The organism is Psychroserpens sp., assembly GCF_034670085.1.
Classification (GTDB): Bacteria; Bacteroidota; Bacteroidia; order Flavobacteriales; family Flavobacteriaceae; genus Psychroserpens.
The window spans coordinates 419,010-440,169 of record NZ_JAXMOD010000001.1; the positions used below are offsets into that span (position 1 = coordinate 419,010).

Here is a 21,160-nt window from a genome sequence, read left to right on the forward strand (position 1 = left end):
AAAGCTGAAAGGTCTTCTTATCTTTACACATCATTAAGTAGAATAAGTGTCGCACTGAGCGCAGTCGAAGTGTTTCTTATCCTATTGAAAATAAGTTTAATTAAAAAGACTCCTACCTTCGAAGGAAATATTATGAGATATACAACACTTCCAAAAACCGATATAAAAGTTAGTAAAATATGTTTAGGCACTATGACTTGGGGAAATCAAAACACCCAAGACGAAGGATTTGCTCAAATGGATTTGGCATTAGATAGAGGCGTAAATTTCTTTGATGTAGCTGAATTGTATCCTGTTCCTGCAACCGCAGAAACTTATGCTGAAACTGAACGTATTATTGGAAATTGGTTTAAAAAAACTGGATATAGAGATAAGGTGGTTTTAGCTACAAAAATTGCTGGACCTGGAGATTATACGGCTCATATTAGAACTAATGGTTTTAGTAAAGAAGCACTTAACGAAGCAGTTGATAACAGTTTAAAGCGGTTAAAAACCGACTATATTGATTTATACCAGTTGCATTGGCCTGAGCGACAAACCAATATGTTTGGTGTAAGAGATTATACGCATAGTTCTAAAGATCCATGGACCGATAATTTTAATGAAATTCTTCATAATCTAGATAACATTATTAAATCAGGTAAAATACGTAAAGTTGGAATTTCGAACGAGAAAGCTTGGGGAACGATGCGTTATTTTGAAGAATCTAATGCTCATGATTTACCACGAATGATAACCATTCAAAATGCATACAATTTATTGAATAGAGTTTTTGAAGGTGATATGGCTGAAATTGCTATTCGTGAAGAGATTGGTTTGTTGGCTTATTCACCAATGGCATTTGGAGTATTGTCTGGGAAATATATTAAAGGAATTGAAGGTGAAAAAGCCAGGTTAAAACTCTTCCCTAGATTTGCAAGATATAGTGGAGACAAAGCAACTGAAGCTACAAAACGTTATTTAAAAATTGCTGAGGATAACAATATGACTTTAGCACAAATGTCGTTAGCATTTGTAACTGATAGACCATTTATGACGAGTAATATTATTGGAGCAACATCATTAGAACAATTAGAAGAAAATATTGATAGTATTAATATTAGGCTAAGTGATGAGATTCTAAAAGCCATTAAGGAAGTGCATGATGACATTCCAAATCCAGCACCTTAATAGTTATAATAGTATTAAAAACAAAAACCCCTTTCCGTTACTACGAAAAGGGGTTTTAGATATTATTTGATTTCCTTACCATTTTTATCAATAAAATGGTATTCAAGATATGTGTAAGCATCTCTAGGTAAAACTTTTACCCATTTTTTGTGTTCTAAAAACCATTTAGAACGTACTGATGGAAACCCTTTGGTTATAAAGGCTGCTATAAACGGATGCGCATTTAAGGTTATCTTTTTATAGTCTTTTTTGAAGAGTCTCTCTAGGTCTTGAGTAATGCGTTGAATCACTTTAATTGGTGCTTCAATTTCTTCACCTGCAATACCATTTGGATTGTCTTCTTTTGTTTTAATATTGCGTTCTGGGCGAACACGTTGTCTGGTAATTTGTATCAAACCAAACTTACTAGGTGGCAAAATCTTATGCTTTGCCTTATCATCATTCATTTCGTCACGAAGATGATTGTACAATTTTTTTCGATTCTCTGCTTTTCCCATGTCAATAAAATCTACAACTATAATGCCTCCCATATCACGTAAACGTAATTGTCGAGCAATTTCTGAAGCAGAAATTAGATTGACTTCTAAAGCAGTGTCTTCTTGGTTTTTTTCCTTGTTAGATCGATTACCACTATTAACATCAACTACATGCATCGCTTCGGTATGTTCAATTACCAAATAAGCTCCTTTTGCCATGGAGACTGTGCGACCGAAAGATGTTTTTATTTGACGTTCAATACCATACTTTTCATAAAGTGGCACGCCATTTTTATACAGCTTTACTATTGATTCTTTAGCAGGTGCAATTTCTTGCACGTAATCTTTAATCTGTCCATAAAGCACTTCGTCATCTACTGTAATACTTGAGAATGAATCGTCAAAAATGTCTCTTAAAATTGAAGAGGCTTTGTTCATTTCACTCAACACCTTACTAGGATGATGTGCTTTATTTAATTTTCTACACATTGCTGTCCATCTATTCAGCAAATTCTGTAAATCTTTGTCGAGTTCGGCAACTTTTTTGCCTTCTGCGACAGTACGAATTATAACGCCAAAACCTTTAGGTGTGATGCTTCTTACCAAACGTTTTAAACGTTCTTTTTCTTCTTTTGACTCAATCTTTTGAGAGATTGAAATTCGATCAGAAAATGGCACTAAAACAATATAACGACCTGCTATAGATAACTCGCTACTAATGCGAGGACCTTTGGTTGAAATTGGTTCTTTTACAATTTGTACTAATAGAGATTGATTTGATTTTAAAGCGTTAGCTATGCTTCCGTTTTTATCAATATCTTTCTCAAACTGAAAATTTTTCAGTAAAAAATCGGTATGTCTACCTGCGCTTACACGTTTAACGAATTTTAAAAGGGAAGGTAATTTTGGTCCTAAATCATGATAATGCAAAAACGCATCTTTTTCATAACCTACATTTACAAATGCAGCATTTAGACCAGGAACAGCTTTACGTATTTTGGCAATAAATATATCACCAACGGCAAAGTTGTTATCATCTTCATCTTTGTGTAACTCGATAAGTTTTCCATCTTTTAATAAGGCAAAATCAACAATATCAGAACTCGATCTTATAATCAATTCTTTTTCCATGTTGTTAATTTTAATCTATTTTGATTCATTTCAAAACAGATGGATTTTAATTTTGACACAGGATGTTTAATCCAGTAAACTCATGCACTACGAAGGTATACGTAATGAAAACTCATGAATTTTATATCAAAGAACGTTGTTTTTAAAATTGAAAAAGTAGTTAAAAAACTACTTTCTCAATTTATTTCTTTTTGTGACGATTAGCGCGTCTACGTTTTTTACGCTTATGCGTCGCTACCTTGTGTCTTTTTCTTTTTTTACCACTTGGCATAAATAAGTCTTTTTAAATTAATGTTTCTTTTTAATGTTTTAGTTGACCTCAACATTGGTCTTAACACCTTCAACAAATACTTTTGCAGGTTTAAATGCAGGAATATTATGTGCTGGTATTTTAATTGTTGTATTTTTTGAAATGTTACGTCCAGTTTTCTCTGCTCTTGTCTTTACGATAAAACTTCCAAAACCTCTTAGGTATACATTATCACCACCTTCTAAAGATGATTTAACTTCTTCCATAAATGTTTCAACTGTTGCTTGAACATCTCCTTTTTCAATTCCTAATTTATCAGAAATTTTAGCTACTATATCAGCTTTTGTCATTGTTATTAATTTTAGGGTTATCTATTAATTATAAGGGTTGCAAATATAGGTAATTTAATTTCAATATTTCAAGCGTAATTAATTAAAATTTAACCTTATAAAGATTTATTTTTGCGGTAATTATAAAATATATATGAATTTTAAGATAGTTTTAACTAATTGGTACTCAACAAATAAGCGAGAACTCCCTTGGAGAAACACTAAAAATCCGTATTACATTTGGTTATCAGAAATTATCTTACAACAAACCCAAATTAAGCAAGGCTTACCCTATTACGAAGCATTTGTCTTGAAATACCCAACAGTTTTCGACCTTTCAATTGCTAAAGAACAGGATGTTTTAAAACTTTGGCAAGGTCTCGGATATTACTCCAGAGCTCGAAATCTACATGACTCAGCAAAGTATGTTGCTATTGAATTAGACGGTGTCTTTCCTTCTACATATTCAGAACTTATAAAGCTTAAAGGTGTTGGTGATTATACGGCAAGTGCAATTGCTTCAATCTGTTTTAATGAACCAACAGCTGTGGTTGATGGAAATGTGTACAGAGTATTGTCACGTTATTATGGAATAGACACTCCTATTAACTCAACAAAAGGCATCAAGGATTTTAAAACATTAGCTACATCCTTAATAGATACCGAAAACCCTGGAGATTACAATCAGGCAATCATGGAATTTGGAGCTACACAATGCAAACCGAAAAATCCTAATTGTAATAATTGTCCATTAAATACTAGTTGTATTGCACTTCAAAAGGGAAACGTTGATAGTCTTCCTGTAAAATTGAAGAAAACTAAAATAACAATTAAGTACTTTAATTTTTTAGTACTTATGTCTTCAGATAAAAGAACACTTTTTGAAAAAAGAGTAACAAAAGGTATTTGGCAGAACATGTATCAATTTCCGTTAATAGAAACAGAACAAGAACTTTCTTCTAAAAGTTTCGATTCACATCCAAAAATCAGTGCTTTTTTTAAAGATATAGCATTCGACTTTAGCTTATATAACACCAAAGAGCTTGTTCATAAACTTTCACATCAACATTTGTTTACAAAATTCTGGATAGTTGAAGTTGATAAACTCCCAAAACAGGGCATACCTATTTCAGAATTAAAAGCCTATCCAACACCGATTGTAATTGGAAATTTCATAGAGGAATTTAATTTTCCTATATAAAGAACTCACAATTTTTTCATACTTTTAATACTACCATTACAAATTGTTTAATTTTGTAATGTTAAACAACAAATAACTATGTCTGGAACATTAAATAAAGTGATGCTAATTGGGCATTTAGGTGATGAAGTAAAAATGCATTATTTTGATGGTGGAAACTGTGTTGGACGATTTCCATTAGCAACTAATGAAACCTACACGAATAAACAAACTAATGAACGTGTTACGAGTACAGAGTGGCATAATGTAGTGGTTAGGAATAAAGCAGCTGAAATATGTGAAAAATACCTTTCTAAAGGTGATAAAGTATATATTGAAGGGCGTTTAAAAACTAGAAAATGGCAAGATGATAAAGGAAATGATCGCTATTCAACAGAAATACAATGCACAGATTTTACGTTTTTAACTAATAAAAATGAAGCACCAACTGGTAATAGTGGTCATCAACCTGAATCTAATCAAGCAACTCCAAATACAGCGTCGCAACCCATAACAGAGGACAATGACGACTTACCATTTTAAACATTAAATATTCTATAGTGGATCCTGAACCCTCGTGTTTTATACTATTACTACTTTCTGGAAATTCAGCATTAATTTCTGGACTCATACTATTATTCGTTTTACTATTTTGTTCTGCATTAGTTTCTGGTGTTGAAGTCGCCTTATTTTCATTAACAAAATCTGATATTGATACTGGTTTAGAAGCACAACCAAAAGCATTTTCAATCATTTCTAGGTTATTAGAACGTCCCAAAAAATTACTTGCAACCATTTTAGTCGCGAATAATTTTATCAATATTGGTATTGTTATTTTGTTTGCTTATTTAGGCGAAACATTATTCTATAATATTGAAGTCGCTTGGATGAGATTTCTATTAGAAGTTGTAGTAATCACCTTTTTAATTTTATTATTTGGGGAGATTATCCCTAAAATTTATGCGAGTAGAAATCGAGTTAAGTTTTCTACATTTATGGCAATTCCTTTAAGAGTATTAGATTTTATTTTTTCTCCTGTGAGTTTACCAATGCGATTTGTAACCTTGGCTATTCATAATGGCTTAGGGAAACAAAAATCAAATATTAGTGTTGATCAATTATCTCAAGCTTTAGAGCTTACTTCAAATAGTGATACTACCATTGAAGAACACAAAATTTTAAAGGGTATTGTGTCTTTTGGAAATACTGATACAAAACAAGTGATGCGACCTCGAATGGACATTTTCGCACTTAACGACGAACAGAAATTTAGTGAAGTAATTCATGAAATCACAAAGAATGGCTACTCAAGAATACCTGTTTATAAAGATAATATTGATACTGTAACAGGTATTTTATACGTTAAAGATTTATTGCCTCATATAGATCGTAAAGAATTTGATTGGACAGGTTTACTTCGTGAACCGTTTTTTGTTCCAGAAAACAAAAAATTAGATGATTTAATGGTTGAATTTCAAGATAAAAAAGTTCATTTAGCTGTTGTCGTTGATGAATACGGTGGAACCTCAGGATTAGTTTCTCTAGAAGATGTTATCGAAGAGATTGTTGGTGATATTAGTGATGAGTTTGATGATGATGATGTTGTGTATACTAAAATTGATGATCATAATTTTACCTTTGAAGGTAAAACCACTTTAAAAGATTTTTATAAAATTATTGACGTAGAAGACGAATCTGTATTTGAAGATTATAAAGGTGAGGCTGAAACTATTGCTGGTTTTGTTTTAGAAATCTCTGGAATATTTCCAAGACTGAAAAGTAAAATAAATTTTAAAAATTACGTTTTTACAATTGAAGCAATTGACAAAAAACGTATCAAAGACATAAAATTTACCATATTGAATAAATAAGAATGTCACCTCGAGTGCAGTCGAGAGGTCTTTAAATTCTTAAAACATTAGGTTTCGACTGCGCTCAACCAGACATTCATTCAATCGAATTAAACTATGAGAAAGTTTCTTTTATTATGCGTTGCTATATCCTGTGTTGCTTGTGGAAGTGATCCCATCCCAAAACCAAAAGCAATGTTACGTTTGGAATATCCTCAACCAAGGTATAAAAAAGTAGATATCTCATTACCATTTACTTTTGAAAAGAATGAAGTGGCAGATCCAATTACAAATATTAAATTAGATGGCATTAATAATCTTTATGGCGTAAACATTAATTACCCAAAATTAAAAGGAACTGTATATCTCACTTATAAAAAAGTTAAAAACAACAACCTTACTGACTTATTAAGAGATGCTCAAAATCTCACTCAAAAACACACGATGAAGGCTGATGAAATAGAAGGTGATATTTATGAAAATCCTGAACATAAGGTTTTCGGGATGTTTTATGAAGTTGGCGGTAATGCAGCATCACAATCTCAATTTTATGTAACAGATAGCATCAATCATTTCTTGGTTGGCTCACTTTACTTTTATGCAAAACCTAATTACGACTCTATCTATCCTGCCGCAGTATATCTAAAAAACGATATTAAGCACATAATGGAAACTATTGAGTGGAAAACGAACTAGGTTACTTTTTCTTTTGATAGTAGTTTATCAGGTTTTGAGTTGAATGATCATGTGAATTAGACACCTTAGGATCAACTAATTCTTTCAAAATCGTATTAGCCAATTGCTTTCCGAGCTCAACACCAAATTGATCATAGCTAAATATATTCCAGACAATGCCTTGCACAAATATCTTGTGCTCGTACATTGCAATTAACTTCCCTAAACTTTCTGGAGATAATTTATCTATCAAAAAAGTAGTTGTAGGTTTATTCCCTTCAAATATTTTAAAAGGAGTTAACGCTTTTATTCGATCTTCAGGAATTCCTTGAGCTTTTAATTCATTAATTACTACCGATTCAGGTTTACCATTCATTAATGCTTCGGTCTGAGCAAAAAAGTTAGACATTAACTTATCTTGATGATCTTGATTTCCATGAAGGGATTTTGCAAATCCTATGAATTCGGCTGGAATCAGTTTCGTACCTTGATGCATCAACTGAAAGAACGCGTGCTGAGAATTAGATCCTGGTTCTCCCCAAATAATAGTTCCTGTTTGATAGTTTATTTTGTCTCCATTACGATCAATGCTCTTCCCATTACTTTCCATAATACCTTGCTGAAGGTAAGTGGCGAATTGATTTAAGTATTGCGAATACGGAATAACAGCTTCACTTTCGGCATTAAAGAAGTTATTATACCATACACTTAAAAGTGCCGTAATTACAGGAATGTTTTGATCAAAATCTGCTGTTTTAAAATGCTCATCCATTTTGTGAGCACCTAATAAGAGGTTATCAAAGTTTTCAAAACCAACAGCTAAACTGATTGATAAACCAACAGCGCTCCAAAGAGAGAATCGTCCACCAACCCAATTCCACATTGGGAAAATATTAGTTTCATCAATACCAAAATCTTTTACTTTTTCAATATTGGTAGAAACCGCTACAAAATGATTTGAAACTGCTTCAATTGGAGCGTTTCTGAGAAACCATTCTCTTAGCGTATTCGCATTAGATAACGTCTCTTGAGTGGTGAATGTTTTCGAAACAATCACAAATAGTGTGGTTTCAGGATTTATATTTTTAATGACCTCATTAACATGATCGCCATCTACATTACTCACAAAGTGAGTTGTCAATTGATTTTTATAATATGCTAAAGCATCAACTACCATTGCAGGTCCTAAATCTGAACCTCCAATCCCAATGTTTACAACATCTGTAAATGCTTTTCCTGTATAACTTTTTAATTCACCATTGATTACCTTTTTCGTGAAGTCTTTAATTTTGTTCTTGACTTCATAAATTTCAGGCATTACATTTTCTCCATTAACAATGACTTTAGCAGCTTTAGGACTTCGTAAGGCTGTATGCAAGACTTCTCGTCCTTCTGTTTTATTAATCACAGCACCTCCAAAATATTTATTCATGGCATCTTTTAAATCCACCTCATTTGCTAATTCTACGAGTAAATCTAAAGTCTCTTTAGACATTCGATGTTTTGAATAATCTACATAAAAGTCTTCCCATTTAATGGTCATTTCATTTGCTCTATTCCTATTATTCGCAAACAATTCTGTCAAATGTGAATCTTGTATGGTATTAAAATGTGCTTGTAATTTGCTCCAAGCTTTAGTTGTAGTTGGGTTGATGGTTTTTAATGCCATTATTGAATTTTGGAAGTTAGTACATCATCTTCAGTAGGAATTTCAATTGCATTGTCTTCAAATTGAATTTGATCTAACTGAGATTTTAAAGGTTTAATAAATTCTGTGTATTGTGCTTTTAAAGAATCTGGAATAGACTCAGCAGCTGGTAATTTTTCTCTAAATGGATCAACTTGCTTTCCGTTTTTCCAAAAACGATAGCAAACGTGTGGTCCACCAGTATTTCCTGTCATTCCTACCCAACCAATCACATCACCTTGCTTTACAAATTGGCCTTTTTTGACCTTTTGTTTTTGCATGTGCAGGTATTGTGTGCTGTAGGTTCCGTTGTGCTTAATTTTTACATATTTTCCATTACCTCCTCTACGAGTAGATTCTGTGACAGTACCATTAGCTGTAGCTAAAATTGGTGTTCCAATTGGAGCAGCAAAATCGGTGCCTTTATGAGGTCGTAATTTATAACCATAATATGCAATGCGTCTATTTAAATTGTATCGAGAAGAAATTCGACTAAATTGTACAGGTGCTTTTAAAAATGTACGTCTTAAACTCTTTGTGTTTTCATCAAAATAGTCAGCAATGTTTTTAGTGCTATCAACCATAAAATTGAATGCATAAAACGATTCATCTTTATGTTGAAAATAAGCAGCATCAATACTTTCAATTCCTGCATAAATAGAATCTTCAATAAAACGTTGTTTGTATACAATCTTAAAACGGTCTCCTTTTTGTAGTCTGAAGAAATCAATCGTCCAAGCATAAATATCACTCATATCGTTGATTAATTGATATGGCAAGCCTTGAGATTCCATGGTTTCAGATAAATTGTTCATTACAATTCCTGAAGCTTCTCTTTCAACTAGACTAATAGGTTTTTTTCCTCTATAGGTTTCAATTGAATCTGTAAATTTAATGACTACATAATCGATGCTATTAGGCTGATAAATGAAACACTGAGGTGTTTGTAAAGAGTCGTTAGTACATAATAAGGTGTAAGGCTTACCTAGTTGTAGTTTTCTTATATCAAAACTATCTTTTACCTTTTCAGCAATATTAAAAATTCGAGGATAACCAATATGATTGCGTTCAAGGATTTCTCCAAAACTATCCCCTTTTCTAATCGTATCTTTTTTTACAATAAAGTCCTCAAGAACAAACCCAAATTCTTTTTTGGGTTCTGGTACTATCACTGTTTGTAAATCCTCAGTCTCTACTTTTTTATCGTCGTCTTTACACGACCATAGACCAATACCGATAAGAAGTGCTATTAATAATTGTTTTGGTTGCATTAATTAGTTCTATAAATTTTCTCCCCAATTTTTTAATTCGTCTTCACTCCAAAGTTCTGGGAAAAAAATGCGTTTCTGATACTTAGGATGCATATACTTTTTCCAATCGCTTCCTCCTGTTGCTTCGCCATCTCCTGTACCACTTTCAATATAATGTTTTGCTGCGTTGTAATGAGCAATTACCCAAGTGATATTTACTGTATAATCATAGTGACGCATTGCTTTAACTAAATCGGTATCTTTTTGGTCTGCTTCAGGTAATTCTTTAAAACGAGTCCATAAATTCTTAGTATTATACGTTTGCATAAACCGGATAAAATCACCCTTGTAGCGTTTTTCAAAATTTGTTAAAAGTGTAGACTTTTTTCCAGTTTTATAATCTTTTCCAGCCGCTTGCCAATATAAATGTTCGAAGGCATGTTCAAAAGGTGTCTCTCTATCTATGGTTGCTCTAAATCTAAAATCGATAAGATTAATCAATTCAGTAGATGCAAATTCTATCATTCTATATTGCGCACTTTGGAATCCACTCGCAGGTGTTAAGGTATATCGGAATTTCATATATTGTTCAACACTCATACCATCTTGCATAATGGTAAATGAAGTGGTTAACATATCGAAATAACGACTAATTCGCATGAGTTTATTTTCAAAGTAGACCACATCTAAATCTTCTTTTTCTGCAACTTGCTGAATTTCCCAAAGTATCATTTTGAAAAGCAACTCATTGATTTGATGGTATGCAATAAACACCATCTCATCTGGAAAAGTAGTACGCTGAATTTGTAAGTTTAGCAACGCATCTGTTTGAATATAGTCCCAATATGTAATAGGCTTGCTATAAAGCAAGCCATATAAATGATCATCGGTATCTTGGTCTATTTTTGTATACTTTTCTTGTAGTTGTTTAAAGATATCGTCAAATTTGTGTATGTCGTCCATGTTAGTTAGTCAAATTGAATTTGAAAAGAATGCTTTAGTCCTTTAAAAGCTTCTAAGTTTGCTTGAAGTGAACCTACGGCCAAATCTGCTTTAATTTTTAAAGGAATTTTATTGTCGTCTGCACTTACCCAAAGGGTTAAACTTTCTTGTTCTTTAAAAACACGACCAGCCATTACATATGGTCTAAACTTTAAGGTTTTAACTTTTCCGAATTCGGTTTCAATAGTTTCTCTTCCTAAAAACTTTAATTTAAAATTATAGTTTTCTTCATCAAAAAACATATTAAGCTTCACAATTTCACCTTCCCTTATACTTTCAGTATCATAATTATTACGAAGGTAATAAAACGCAGAAACCATATCCTGCACATCCTTTTCGGTTGCTACTGTTTTTTCTGTTTTATGCTTTTTATTAGCGACTAATGCTTCTTGTTTTTCATGATCAAAATCGATTTCAATGTCTTTGGTGTGACCTCCCTCATCAATTTTCCTAACGAATTTATAAGGCATTCCTGTTTCCTTATCTATATAACTTTCGTATCTATCTTTTACTTTAAAAAACCATTTGATTGCTCCTGTAGTCCACCCTTTACCAACAACATGATATACAGGCTTTCCATTTATCTTAGATTCTTTAACTTCAAGAGTGGCATTTCCGGCTTTTAAAAAATTACTGTAACTCATTTCAAATTTGAACCATTCTCCTTCTTGAAATGCAGATTTCTCTTGTGCAAAAGATATTTGCATCCCAAACACAAGACCTATTATTAGTAGTATATTTTTCATTTTTATCATAATTGTAAAGTAACTTTTATAGTTACATTTTATTGTTTAGTAAGGAGAATTACAATTACTGTTCCAAAAATAAAAAAAAACTCGAGACCAATAGTAAATATAGTTGTTATAGTTATGTTAGAGTTTAACAAAATAAAAACCTACAAGATTTATACTGTAAAGCATTCAGCATAAAAATTGTAGGCAAATACATGTAAACAATTCTATATTTTACAAAGTCCCTCTTTTAGACTGCTCACGTTCGATAGACTCAAATAATGCTTTAAAATTTCCAGCGCCAAAACCTTGTGCACCCATTCGTTGAATGATTTCAAAAAATAGGGTTGGTCTATCTTCAACAGGTTTTGTGAAAATTTGTAGTAAGTAGCCTTCTTCATCAGCATCAACAAGAATTGATAATTTTTGAAGTTCTTTAATATCTTCTTTCATCATGTCCATATGAACTCCTAAACGTCTAGGAATGTCATCATAATAAGCTTGAGGAGGTGGTGGTAAAAACTCAACACCTCTTGCTTTCAACTGAGCAACTGTTTTAATGATATCATCTGTTGCTACAGCTATATGTTGTACACCTGAATCTTCATAAAAATCTAAATACTCTTCAATTTGAGATTTTTTAGCGGCTTTGGCTGGTTCATTAATTGGGAATTTAATTCGACCATTACCATTACTCATAACTTTACTCATAAGTGCTGAATATTCGGTATGAATTTGTTTATCGTCAAACGATAGGAAATTCACAAATCCCATCACATCTTCATACCATTTTACCCAAGTATTCATTTGTCCCCAACCTACATTTCCGACCATGTGGTCTATATATTTTAAACCAACTGGTTCAGGATTATAGTCTGATTCCCATTTTGTAAATCCAGGCAAGAATACTCCTGAATAATTTTTACGTTCAACAAACATGTGAACGGTTTCACCATAGGTGTAAATTCCAGCACGAACAACTTCTCCAAATTCATCCTTTTCTACTATAGGCTCCATATATGATTTTGCACCTCTTTTTGTAGTTTCTTCATATGATTTTCTTGCATCATCTACCCAAAGTGCTACAACTTTAACACCATCACCATGTTTAACAATATGATCATTAATTGGAGATTTGCTATTAAGCGGAGTTGTTAATACCAATCGTATCTTATCTTGTTTTAACACATAACTTACAGCGTCTTTTGAGCCTGTTTCTAAGCCTTTATAAGCATGAGACTGAAAACCAAATGCTGTTTTATAAAAATGAGCTGATTGTTTTGCATTTCCTACATAGAATTCAACATAATCTGTTCCTAATAGTGGTAAAAAATCCTGAGCGCCTTCAAAGATTTTCTCCAATCCGTAATTGACACTTTTTACTTCTTTTGCCATAATAATATTCTTTTATAAAATTTTTGTTTTTTGTTAATTGCTTAAACTATCTAATTCTATTTTAGTTTCTAATACTTCATCAATATTCAAGGAATCTATGCGAATTGTATCCTCTTCCATTTCATAATAATCGTCATCGTAGTCATAAATGGAGTCATTTTCCCATTCATATTCAAAATCATCACCATTTTTTTGCATATCGTAACCTTCCATAATAGCAGTGGATAATAATGCACCATAAATCATAAAATAAGCAAGGTAAAACAAGGTCACAATTGAACTCATTATTAATGCTATAATATTTAAAATTTTAGCTGTAGAGACATTGCTCCTGCTTTGATGTGCATAATTTTCAGAATTTAGCTGAAACTCTTTTAAACTCTTATTAGCCATTACCAATCCAACAATACTTAAGATTAAAGGAATAAAAGCAAAAATTCCACAACAGCAACCAGCAAAAGACATAACAAGGGCAATAATGCCTAAAATCATTGCGGTTGGGTCTGCTGGTAATTTATTATAACTCATATAAATATCCCATAAAAAACCTCTTGTTAGATAAGGAACTCAGTATTGGGTTTCCCGAGTATTTGATTGATAAAATATTAGTGCTCTAACCAAGATTTGTAGTAATCCTCGTCTGCTATTTTTAATGCTTCTTCTGTGATTTGTAAAGGTTTAAACGTATCCACCATTACAGCTAATTCTTCCGTTTTTACTTTACCAATACTACGTTCTGTTGCTCCAGGATGTGGGCCATGAGGAATACCTGCTGGATGCAATGAAATATGACCAGCTTCAATATCATTACGACTCATAAAATCGCCATCTACATAATACAATACCTCATCACTATCAATATTACTGTGATTATATGGCGCAGGAATACTTTCAGGATGATAATCATATAAACGAGGTACAAAACTACAAATCACAAAAGCATCAGTTTCAAAAGTTTGATGAATTGGAGGTGGTAAATGAATACGACCTGTAATAGGTTCAAAATCATGAATTGAAAATGCATAGGGATAATTGTAACCATCATAACCTACAACATCAAAAGGGTGCGATGCGTAGACCATTTCAAAAATATCGTCTTGCTTTTTAACTTTCATTAAAAAATCTCCTGACTCGTTGTAAGTTTCCAATTCTTGTGGTTGACGAAAATCCCGTTCACAAAACGGAGAATGTTCTAATAACTGTCCAAACCAATTTCTATAGCGTTTAGGTGTATAAACTGGTCGTCTTGATTCGACAATAAACAATCTATTATCTTCAGTATCAAAATCTATTTTATAGATAATTCCTCTTGGGATTACTAAATAATCTCCATATTTAAAATCGAGATTTCCTAAATGAGTTCTTAATTTACCTGTTCCTTTATGAACAAAAATAACTTCATCAGCATCAGAGTTTTTATAAAAATAATCTGTAGTTGATTGTTTAGGAGCTGCCAGAATAATCGTACAATCACTGTTGGTAAGTACAGCTTTTCTACTATCGAGATAATCATTTTCTGGTTTTACTTGAAACCCTCTCAATCTATAGGATTGAATACTGTTTTTCTTAGCAATTTTAGGCGCAATGCTATATTGTTTTTTGATGGCTTTGACTTGAGTTGGTCGTTGTTCGTGGTATGAATTTGTTGACATTCCGTCAAATCCAATAGTTCCAAACAATTGCTCGTAATACAAGCTACCATCTTCTTTTCTAAATTGTATATGTCGCTTATGTGGAATCTGTCCAAGCTTATGATAAAAAGGCATTTTTTTTAGTTTAAAAGTTGATTTGTTTATACGTTAATACGCATAAATTAAAGTGTTTTAAAGATACAAAAAATGATAGCTTATTCCGGATTTCTCTTAATAAGAAATTGAAGGTGAGATAATAAATCTTTGAATATTAGATTTAGCATGATTCAAATATCGTGAATTTGATTCAAAACTAAAACTCTATTTTAATATAAATGTATAGAATATTTTCTATATTAAATAATATTTTTTATATTTGTTGGGCTAGGCATTAATCTTTTGGTTAATTAAGAAGTCTCCTTAGATTAATAAATAGCATGTTGCAACACAACAGGCGCTTGTTTTTTTTAATTCTTCTTAAATCAAATAACATAAAAAATGACTTCTTAAATTTCAGACTTCTTAAACAAATTGTGTATTAACCAACCCGAATAAGGGACCAATTTATTTAAAAACATGAAAACTATATTTATAAAAATAATCAAAAAAACCAAAGCAATACAACTATGTGTAGTGGGAATTATGTTATTCTTCACTAATTGCGAGAAAGAATCTATGAGCAAGTCAATAGACCACAATTCATTTTTAGTGGAAAATGGGAATAACAATATAATAAAGACAGGGAAATTTAATGACTTTAAAGAGCTAAAATCCTTTGTCGAAAAAATAAAAAAAGAAAAGGAAAGTCTATTACATCGAACTTCAATTGAAGATAATAATGATTTTACAATTCTAGAAGATAGAGACATTTACATTTATGATGATGGTCTAACTACATCGTACACAATGGCAATTCAAAAGGAAAATCAGAGCACATTTAGTTTTAGTAATCTAGTTGTCAAATTCTCAAATAATGATACAACTACTGCATTTATTCTAAATTATATTCCTAGTCAAGACTATTTGAACAATTATGTAAACGACCCTCAAATTCCATTTCAAGGTGAAGTAAACTATGAGTCTATTGATTATGATGGTAGTTTAGACGACCTCAATGCTAGATATACTTGTAATAGTATAACAGTAACCTATTGTAATTATGGTGGAGAAGTTCATGCGGCTGGCGAAAATTGCACACCTTCATTCATGTTTGATGTTACCTATGATATTTGTTATGATAGTAATAACGGACAGCCATTAAATGAATCGATAGATCCACCTGCTGGGCCAAATAATGGAGGTGGTGGAAGTAACTCTAATCCAACAATTCCGCTACCAACCGATACATGTGAAGATTCTAATACGGGAAATATAGGACTAATTGGAGGGAATGGAAACTGCTACTCAAGCGAAATGTTAGCATTGTCAGATGAACTTGAAGAAATATTAGATGGAATTGATTACGAGTATGACAGCTCATTAACTGACTATGAAGTCATAAGCTTTAATACTGTAGACGAATTTGAAGAATTCCATGACAGCATTTTTGATGATGTTGAAACTGAAGATAGTGAAACCTCTAACGATGATGGAATTTCAAAAACAAAAACCTTTGACCACATTTTCGACATAGGCATGTTTTCCTATACTATAAAAGTAGAAGTAGAAACAACAATACCTAGTGCGAACTCTTGCGATTGTATGGTAGTTGAAGATGTTACAACCATCCTAATTGGTAATACCACACTTGTGGAATGGGAACAATTAGGTAATCACACTACAGAAGTTTCTAGTGATGGTAGCGAACTGACTGTTTACACTAGAGGAACAATGACTGTAGGTGTTAAAATTGATGGCTATCCATTTAGAACTACATATTTAGTTACTTTTGTACAAGTATTTGATTACTCAACAGGTTATGTTATAGAGTATTATCTAATTAAAGAATAATTCTTAAAAATCAATGTTATGAAAATGTTATATACAATGTTACAAAATGAAAATATATATCGCACAGAAACTGATGCATTTAGTACTTTTCCGGGTACTTATATGATTATTATTTATTTTATATTCTTACTACTTTGTTTTATAGCAATTGTCTATTTGTATGTACTTGTGATTAGGTACTTGAAACTAAAAATAAAAAAGCTTAAAAAAGAGTTATAAGTGATGTTCTGATCCTGAAGGCAACAGGATTATCAAAGGGGTAATTGATTTTACCAATTATCCCTTTATTTTATTGCTATTATTTTAAAACCAAAATCCAATATTAAAAAACCAGATGCCTTTACGTTGTTCTGGCGAATAAGTAAACTTACCTTGAATTGGTCCTAAAAAAGTTTCAACTCCATAACCAATTGCATAACCTCGATAATCTGGAAGTGTAAACCACTCTCCAGTTTCAAAAATCTCATTATCAACATTAGCCCAGTTTCCTTCTAAAGTAATATGATGTTTCTTAAAAATTTCATAGTCAGCCGAAACAAATGCTTTAACATAACTATTACCAGTTAACGAAATAAAATCATAGCCATAAAAAGGAATGAAGTTATTTATAAAATTGTTTCCGTAGCCGCCTAAAGCAAAGTCTAAAGTGTTTGTGGTATTCTCTCCTATTTTAAAACCTCCTTCAGTTTTTAAATTAAAAGCTAATTTATCTGTCACACTAAATGCGTATCCCATATCGGCTTTTACGATTGAAAAAGAATCAAAACCTACATTAAACCCAGACGATAATAAATACCAATGCATATCACCATTAAAATAAACGCCTCTTTTAGGAAAGTACTTATTGTCATAGGTGTCCAATTTTAAATTTCCAAAAACACTTCCATAATCTGTGTTTTCAAATAGAAATTCATCGGTTTGTGAATTGAGTGTAATGGTTTCCGACTTAATTTTAAGCCTTTTATGCTCTGCGCCAATACTAAATGCAAAATCTTTCCTGAAGGACGTTTGCAAATAAAATTGATTGGTCTGGTCTTGAATCTCAACATCAATTTTATTTAGCCCAGAACCGACAATATCGTTAAAATTTTCTATTAATAATTCAGGATTAATGCTCTTATGAAATTGATTATATCTAGATCTAATCCCTATACTCCAATAAAACCCTTTATCAATTAAATATTCAAAATTATATCTCACATTATCACCTAAAATGACATCTAAGGATGCTATATCATTATCAAACAACAATCTTTTTTTAGTTAAATTAACTAGCGCTGAACTTTTATATAGGTCATCATAATGTAGTCCAAATTTTAAAAATGTTGTAATCTCGTTCTCCATTAAAGTTGCATAAAGATCATAACCAACTTTGCCTTCAGATTTTTTAAATTGAAATTTAAACGTATCAAAATTATTAGTGGCAATTAGGTTATTTACACCTCTATCAAAGTCTTCATAACTTACTTTAGTGTCGTCTCTAAATTTTAGTTTTCCTAGAATGTAAGCTCTAGTATATCTATTATTCCCTTTTATTGTAATCAAGTTAATATTAATACTATCCGATGAAACCATATTAATATTAGGCCTCAACGTATTTGCTGTTGCATATTTAGGCAAGGACTTTAAGGCTTCTATTTTTTTTAAAGTTGCCTGTTTCCCATTTTCGATAATTTTTTGGCTTTCACTAAACGATACGACCGTAAAATCTTTAATATCCGGATTGATATAAATATCTGTTATCTTAGATTTCAACTTCATATCATTGATCGTTCTGAAATTGTTTATCTGAAGTAATACATCAGGTGCCGATTTTAATTCACTTCTATCTTTAAGGTCGTCTTGCACGTCTATACCAATAATAATATCCATCCCTTTAGCCTTAAGTTCATTTATTGGATAATTATTGACAACTCCACCATCAATTAATAATTGACCATCAATCATAACGGGTTGAAATAACGTTGGAAACGCACCACTTGCAGTAACTGCTTCTGATAAATTTCCAGATTCTAACATAACTGCTTCTCCGTTTTCTACATTAGTGGCAATACAAAAAAACGGAATAGGCAATTGGTCAAAACGTTCAATATCACTGACATGCAAAGTGAGTTTTGACATTAAATTAAATACATTTTGACCTCTTGAAAGTGCAGAAGGTAACTTCACCTTGAACTTATCGAAAGGTAGATTTACCGAATATTTTTCAGAGTTATCACGCTCGTAAAACGTTTTTGCAGAACGAGGTAAATCATCACTGATTACCTTATCATAATCTAAACTTTTAAATATTGAATCTAGTTGTTTACCTGAATATCCTGACGAATATAAAGATCCAACAATAGCTCCCATACTGGTTCCAGCGATATAGTCTATTTTAATACCGAGGCTATCAATTACTTTTAAAGCTCCTATATGCGCAAAACCTTTAGCTCCACCACCACTTAAAACCAAACCAACTTTTGGAGCAGCAGTATCTATAGCGTCTTGCGCCCTTGAAAAAAAGGACACACCTAACATTAATATTACGATAAGGAATTTTTTCATTTTGACTTATAGTAGGCTTTTATTTTTTTTGCTCTCGATTGTCCAACCACTTGTTCTAAATCTTTTTCATCGGCTTCTGCAATTCGCTTTACTGATTTAAATTGTTTCATTAAAGCAACAACAGTTTGTTCTCCAATTCCTGGTATGGTTTCTAATTCGGTAGTTAAGGCATTTTTACTTCTTCTATTTCTATGATGCTCAATTCCGAAGCGATGTGCTTCATTTCGCAATTGTTGAATTATTTTAAGAGTTTCGCTTTTTTTGTCTAAATATAAAGGAATTGGGTCGTCCGGATAAAATAATTCTTCCAAACGCTTCGCAATTCCGATTATTGCAATTTTTTTTCTAAGATTTAAAGCATCTAAGCTTTTTAAAGCTGAAGACAACTGTCCTTTACCACCATCAATAATAATTAATTGTGGTAACGATTGATTTTCATCTAGTAAGCGTTTATATCTACGATAAACCACCTCTTCCATTGATGCAAAATCATCTGGACCGTCAACCGTTTTAATATTAAAATGACGATAATCTCTTTTACTTGGTTTTCCATCTTTAAATACTACACAAGCTGCTACTGGATTTGTGCCTTGAATGTTAGAATTATCAAAACATTCTATATGACGTGGTTCTTCAGATAATCGTAAATCTAATTTCATTTGTGCCATAATTCTATTGGCATGACGATCTGGATCTACTATTTTAACTTGTTTAAAACGTTCCATTCTATAATACTTCGCATTTCGAAGTGACAGCTCTAAAATTCGTTTTTTATCACCTAGTTTCGGAATAGTTACTTTCAAATCTTCACCTAAATCTACTTTAAATGGTACATAAATTTCTGTTGAATTTGAGGTGAACCGTTGTCTAATTTCGGTGATTGCTAATTCTAATAATTGCTTATCGGTTTCGTCAAGTTTCTTTTTTATTTCGAGTGTGTGCGACCTTATAATACTTCCATAGGACAATTGTAAAAAATTTACATACCCATAGCCTTCATCACTTTTAATTGTAAACACATCGACGTTACTAATTTTAGGATTTACAATTGTAGATTTTGCTTGATAATTCTCTAGGATTTCAATTTTTTCTTTAATGCGCTGCGCGTCTTCAAATTGCATTTCTTGCGCCAACTGCTTCATTTGTGTTTTAAATTGTGATAATGAATCTTTAAAATTTCCTTTTAAAATTTCTCGTATAGCTATAATATATTGATTGTATTCTTCTTCCTTTTGAAAACCTTCGCAAGGACCTTTACAATTCCCTAAATGGTATTCTAAACACACTTTGTATTTGCCTGATTCAATTTTTTCTTCGGAAAGATTGAAGTTACATGTCCTAAGATGGTACAATCCTTTAATTAAATCTAATAAGGTATGAACCGTCTTCATACTAGTGTAAGGCCCGAAATATTCTGAACCATCCTTAAAAACACGTCGTGTTGAAAACACTCTAGGAAAACGTTCTTTTTTAATACAAATCCATGGATATGATTTGTCGTCCTTTAATAAGACATTATAGCGAGGTTGATACTTTTTTATTAAGTTATTCTCCAATAAAAGCGCATCCTTTTCTGTTTCTACAACAATATGCTTGATGTTAGCTATTTTTTTAACTAATACTCGAGTTTTGCCATTCTCATGTGTTTTGGCAAAATAAGAACTAACTCTTTTCTTTATGTTTTTAGCTTTACCTACATAAATAAGCTTCCCTTCAATATCATAATATTGGTAAACACCAGGTTCTCGAGGCAAGGTTTTTAATTGTAAATCTAATGAAGGATTTTCCATTATTTCAAAGTTAGTATTTACTAATTAAAATGGCTTTTATATAGTGAAAATTATTTGAGAATTATAGTTTTTAAACCATTCTAATAATTACCTTGCGCCACTTTTCATACAATTAT

General features: G+C 31.8%; 17 protein-coding genes. 6 read left to right on the plus strand and 11 right to left on the minus strand.

What is annotated here, in order from left to right:
- Positions 1-132 precede the first annotated feature (132 nt).
- Complete coding sequence (locus VOI25_RS01815) at positions 133-1,170, plus strand: aldo/keto reductase (protein ID WP_323787192.1); 1,038 nt, start codon at positions 133-135, stop codon at positions 1,168-1,170.
- A gap of 62 nt (positions 1,171-1,232) precedes the next feature.
- Here the strand turns inward: VOI25_RS01815 and VOI25_RS01820 are convergent, their stop codons facing one another.
- Positions 1,233-2,777: a ribonuclease E/G gene (locus tag VOI25_RS01820; protein ID WP_323787193.1), complete on the minus strand. Its 1,545-nt coding sequence runs from the start codon at positions 2,775-2,777 to the stop codon at positions 1,233-1,235.
- 309 nt (positions 2,778-3,086) lie between these two features.
- Positions 3,087-3,377 carry an HU family DNA-binding protein gene (locus tag VOI25_RS01825; protein WP_028870804.1) on the minus strand — a complete coding sequence of 97 codons (291 nt, stop codon included), beginning with the start codon at positions 3,375-3,377 and terminating at the stop codon, positions 3,087-3,089.
- Between the two features lie 133 nt (positions 3,378-3,510).
- On the opposite strand from VOI25_RS01825, the gene mutY reads away from it, so the two are divergent.
- The 4 genes from mutY (at position 3,511) to gldD (ending at position 7,082) form a co-directional block, all read left to right on the plus strand.
- Positions 3,511-4,557, plus strand: a complete 1,047-nt coding sequence (gene mutY, locus VOI25_RS01830; protein WP_323787194.1) for an A/G-specific adenine glycosylase — start codon at positions 3,511-3,513, stop codon at positions 4,555-4,557.
- A 78-nt stretch (positions 4,558-4,635) separates the two neighbouring features.
- A complete protein-coding gene (locus tag VOI25_RS01835; RefSeq protein WP_323787195.1) occupies positions 4,636-5,079 on the plus strand; it encodes a single-stranded DNA-binding protein in 444 nt (147 codons plus the stop codon).
- Positions 5,080-5,096: 17 nt separating this feature from the next.
- Complete coding sequence (locus VOI25_RS01840) at positions 5,097-6,407, plus strand: gliding motility-associated protein GldE (RefSeq protein WP_323787196.1); 1,311 nt, start codon at positions 5,097-5,099, stop codon at positions 6,405-6,407.
- 96 nt (positions 6,408-6,503) lie between these two features.
- Positions 6,504-7,082, plus strand: coding sequence for a gliding motility lipoprotein GldD (gene gldD / locus VOI25_RS01845; protein WP_323787197.1), 579 nt, complete (start codon positions 6,504-6,506; stop codon positions 7,080-7,082).
- A 1-nt stretch (position 7,083) separates the two neighbouring features.
- Here the strand turns inward: gldD and pgi are convergent, their stop codons facing one another.
- The 7 genes from pgi to VOI25_RS01880 all read right to left on the minus strand — a co-directional run bounded on the left by pgi (position 7,084) and on the right by VOI25_RS01880 (position 14,892).
- Positions 7,084-8,730, minus strand: a complete 1,647-nt coding sequence (pgi, locus tag VOI25_RS01850; RefSeq protein ID WP_323787198.1) for a glucose-6-phosphate isomerase — start codon at positions 8,728-8,730, stop codon at positions 7,084-7,086.
- Positions 8,730-10,019: a M23 family metallopeptidase gene (locus VOI25_RS01855; RefSeq protein ID WP_323787199.1), complete on the minus strand. Its 1,290-nt coding sequence runs from the start codon at positions 10,017-10,019 to the stop codon at positions 8,730-8,732. Before VOI25_RS01855 ends, pgi begins: the two co-directional genes overlap by 1 nt.
- A 9-nt stretch (positions 10,020-10,028) precedes the next feature.
- On the minus strand, positions 10,029-10,961 hold the full coding sequence (locus tag VOI25_RS01860) for a tryptophan 2,3-dioxygenase family protein (RefSeq protein ID WP_323787200.1): 933 nt from the start codon (positions 10,959-10,961) through the stop codon (positions 10,029-10,031).
- Between the two features lie 5 nt (positions 10,962-10,966).
- A complete protein-coding gene (locus tag VOI25_RS01865; protein WP_323787201.1) occupies positions 10,967-11,746 on the minus strand; it encodes a DUF3108 domain-containing protein in 780 nt (259 codons plus the stop codon).
- Positions 11,747-11,965: 219 nt separating this feature from the next.
- Complete coding sequence (hppD, locus tag VOI25_RS01870) at positions 11,966-13,126, minus strand: 4-hydroxyphenylpyruvate dioxygenase (RefSeq protein WP_323787203.1); 1,161 nt, start codon at positions 13,124-13,126, stop codon at positions 11,966-11,968.
- Positions 13,127-13,159: 33 nt separating this feature from the next.
- Entirely contained in the window at positions 13,160-13,654 is a 495-nt protein-coding gene (locus tag VOI25_RS01875; protein ID WP_323787205.1) for a CCC motif membrane protein, read from the minus strand.
- A gap of 77 nt (positions 13,655-13,731) precedes the next feature.
- The gene (locus tag VOI25_RS01880; RefSeq protein ID WP_323787206.1) at positions 13,732-14,892 is read right to left on the minus strand and encodes a homogentisate 1,2-dioxygenase; all 1,161 of its coding nucleotides are present in this window, start codon (positions 14,890-14,892) and stop codon (positions 13,732-13,734) included.
- 540 nt (positions 14,893-15,432) lie between these two features.
- Here VOI25_RS01880 and VOI25_RS01885 point away from each other — a divergent pair.
- Positions 15,433-16,707, plus strand: coding sequence for a hypothetical protein (locus VOI25_RS01885; protein ID WP_323787207.1), 1,275 nt, complete (start codon positions 15,433-15,435; stop codon positions 16,705-16,707).
- Positions 16,708-17,010: 303 nt separating this feature from the next.
- Here VOI25_RS01885 and VOI25_RS01890 read toward each other — a convergent pair whose 3' ends face one another.
- Entirely contained in the window at positions 17,011-19,254 is a 2,244-nt protein-coding gene (locus tag VOI25_RS01890) for a patatin-like phospholipase family protein (protein WP_323787208.1), read from the minus strand.
- Entirely contained in the window at positions 19,251-21,044 is a 1,794-nt protein-coding gene (gene uvrC, locus VOI25_RS01895) for an excinuclease ABC subunit UvrC (RefSeq protein ID WP_323787209.1), read from the minus strand. Before uvrC ends, VOI25_RS01890 begins: the two co-directional genes overlap by 4 nt.
- Positions 21,045-21,160 lie beyond the last annotated feature (116 nt).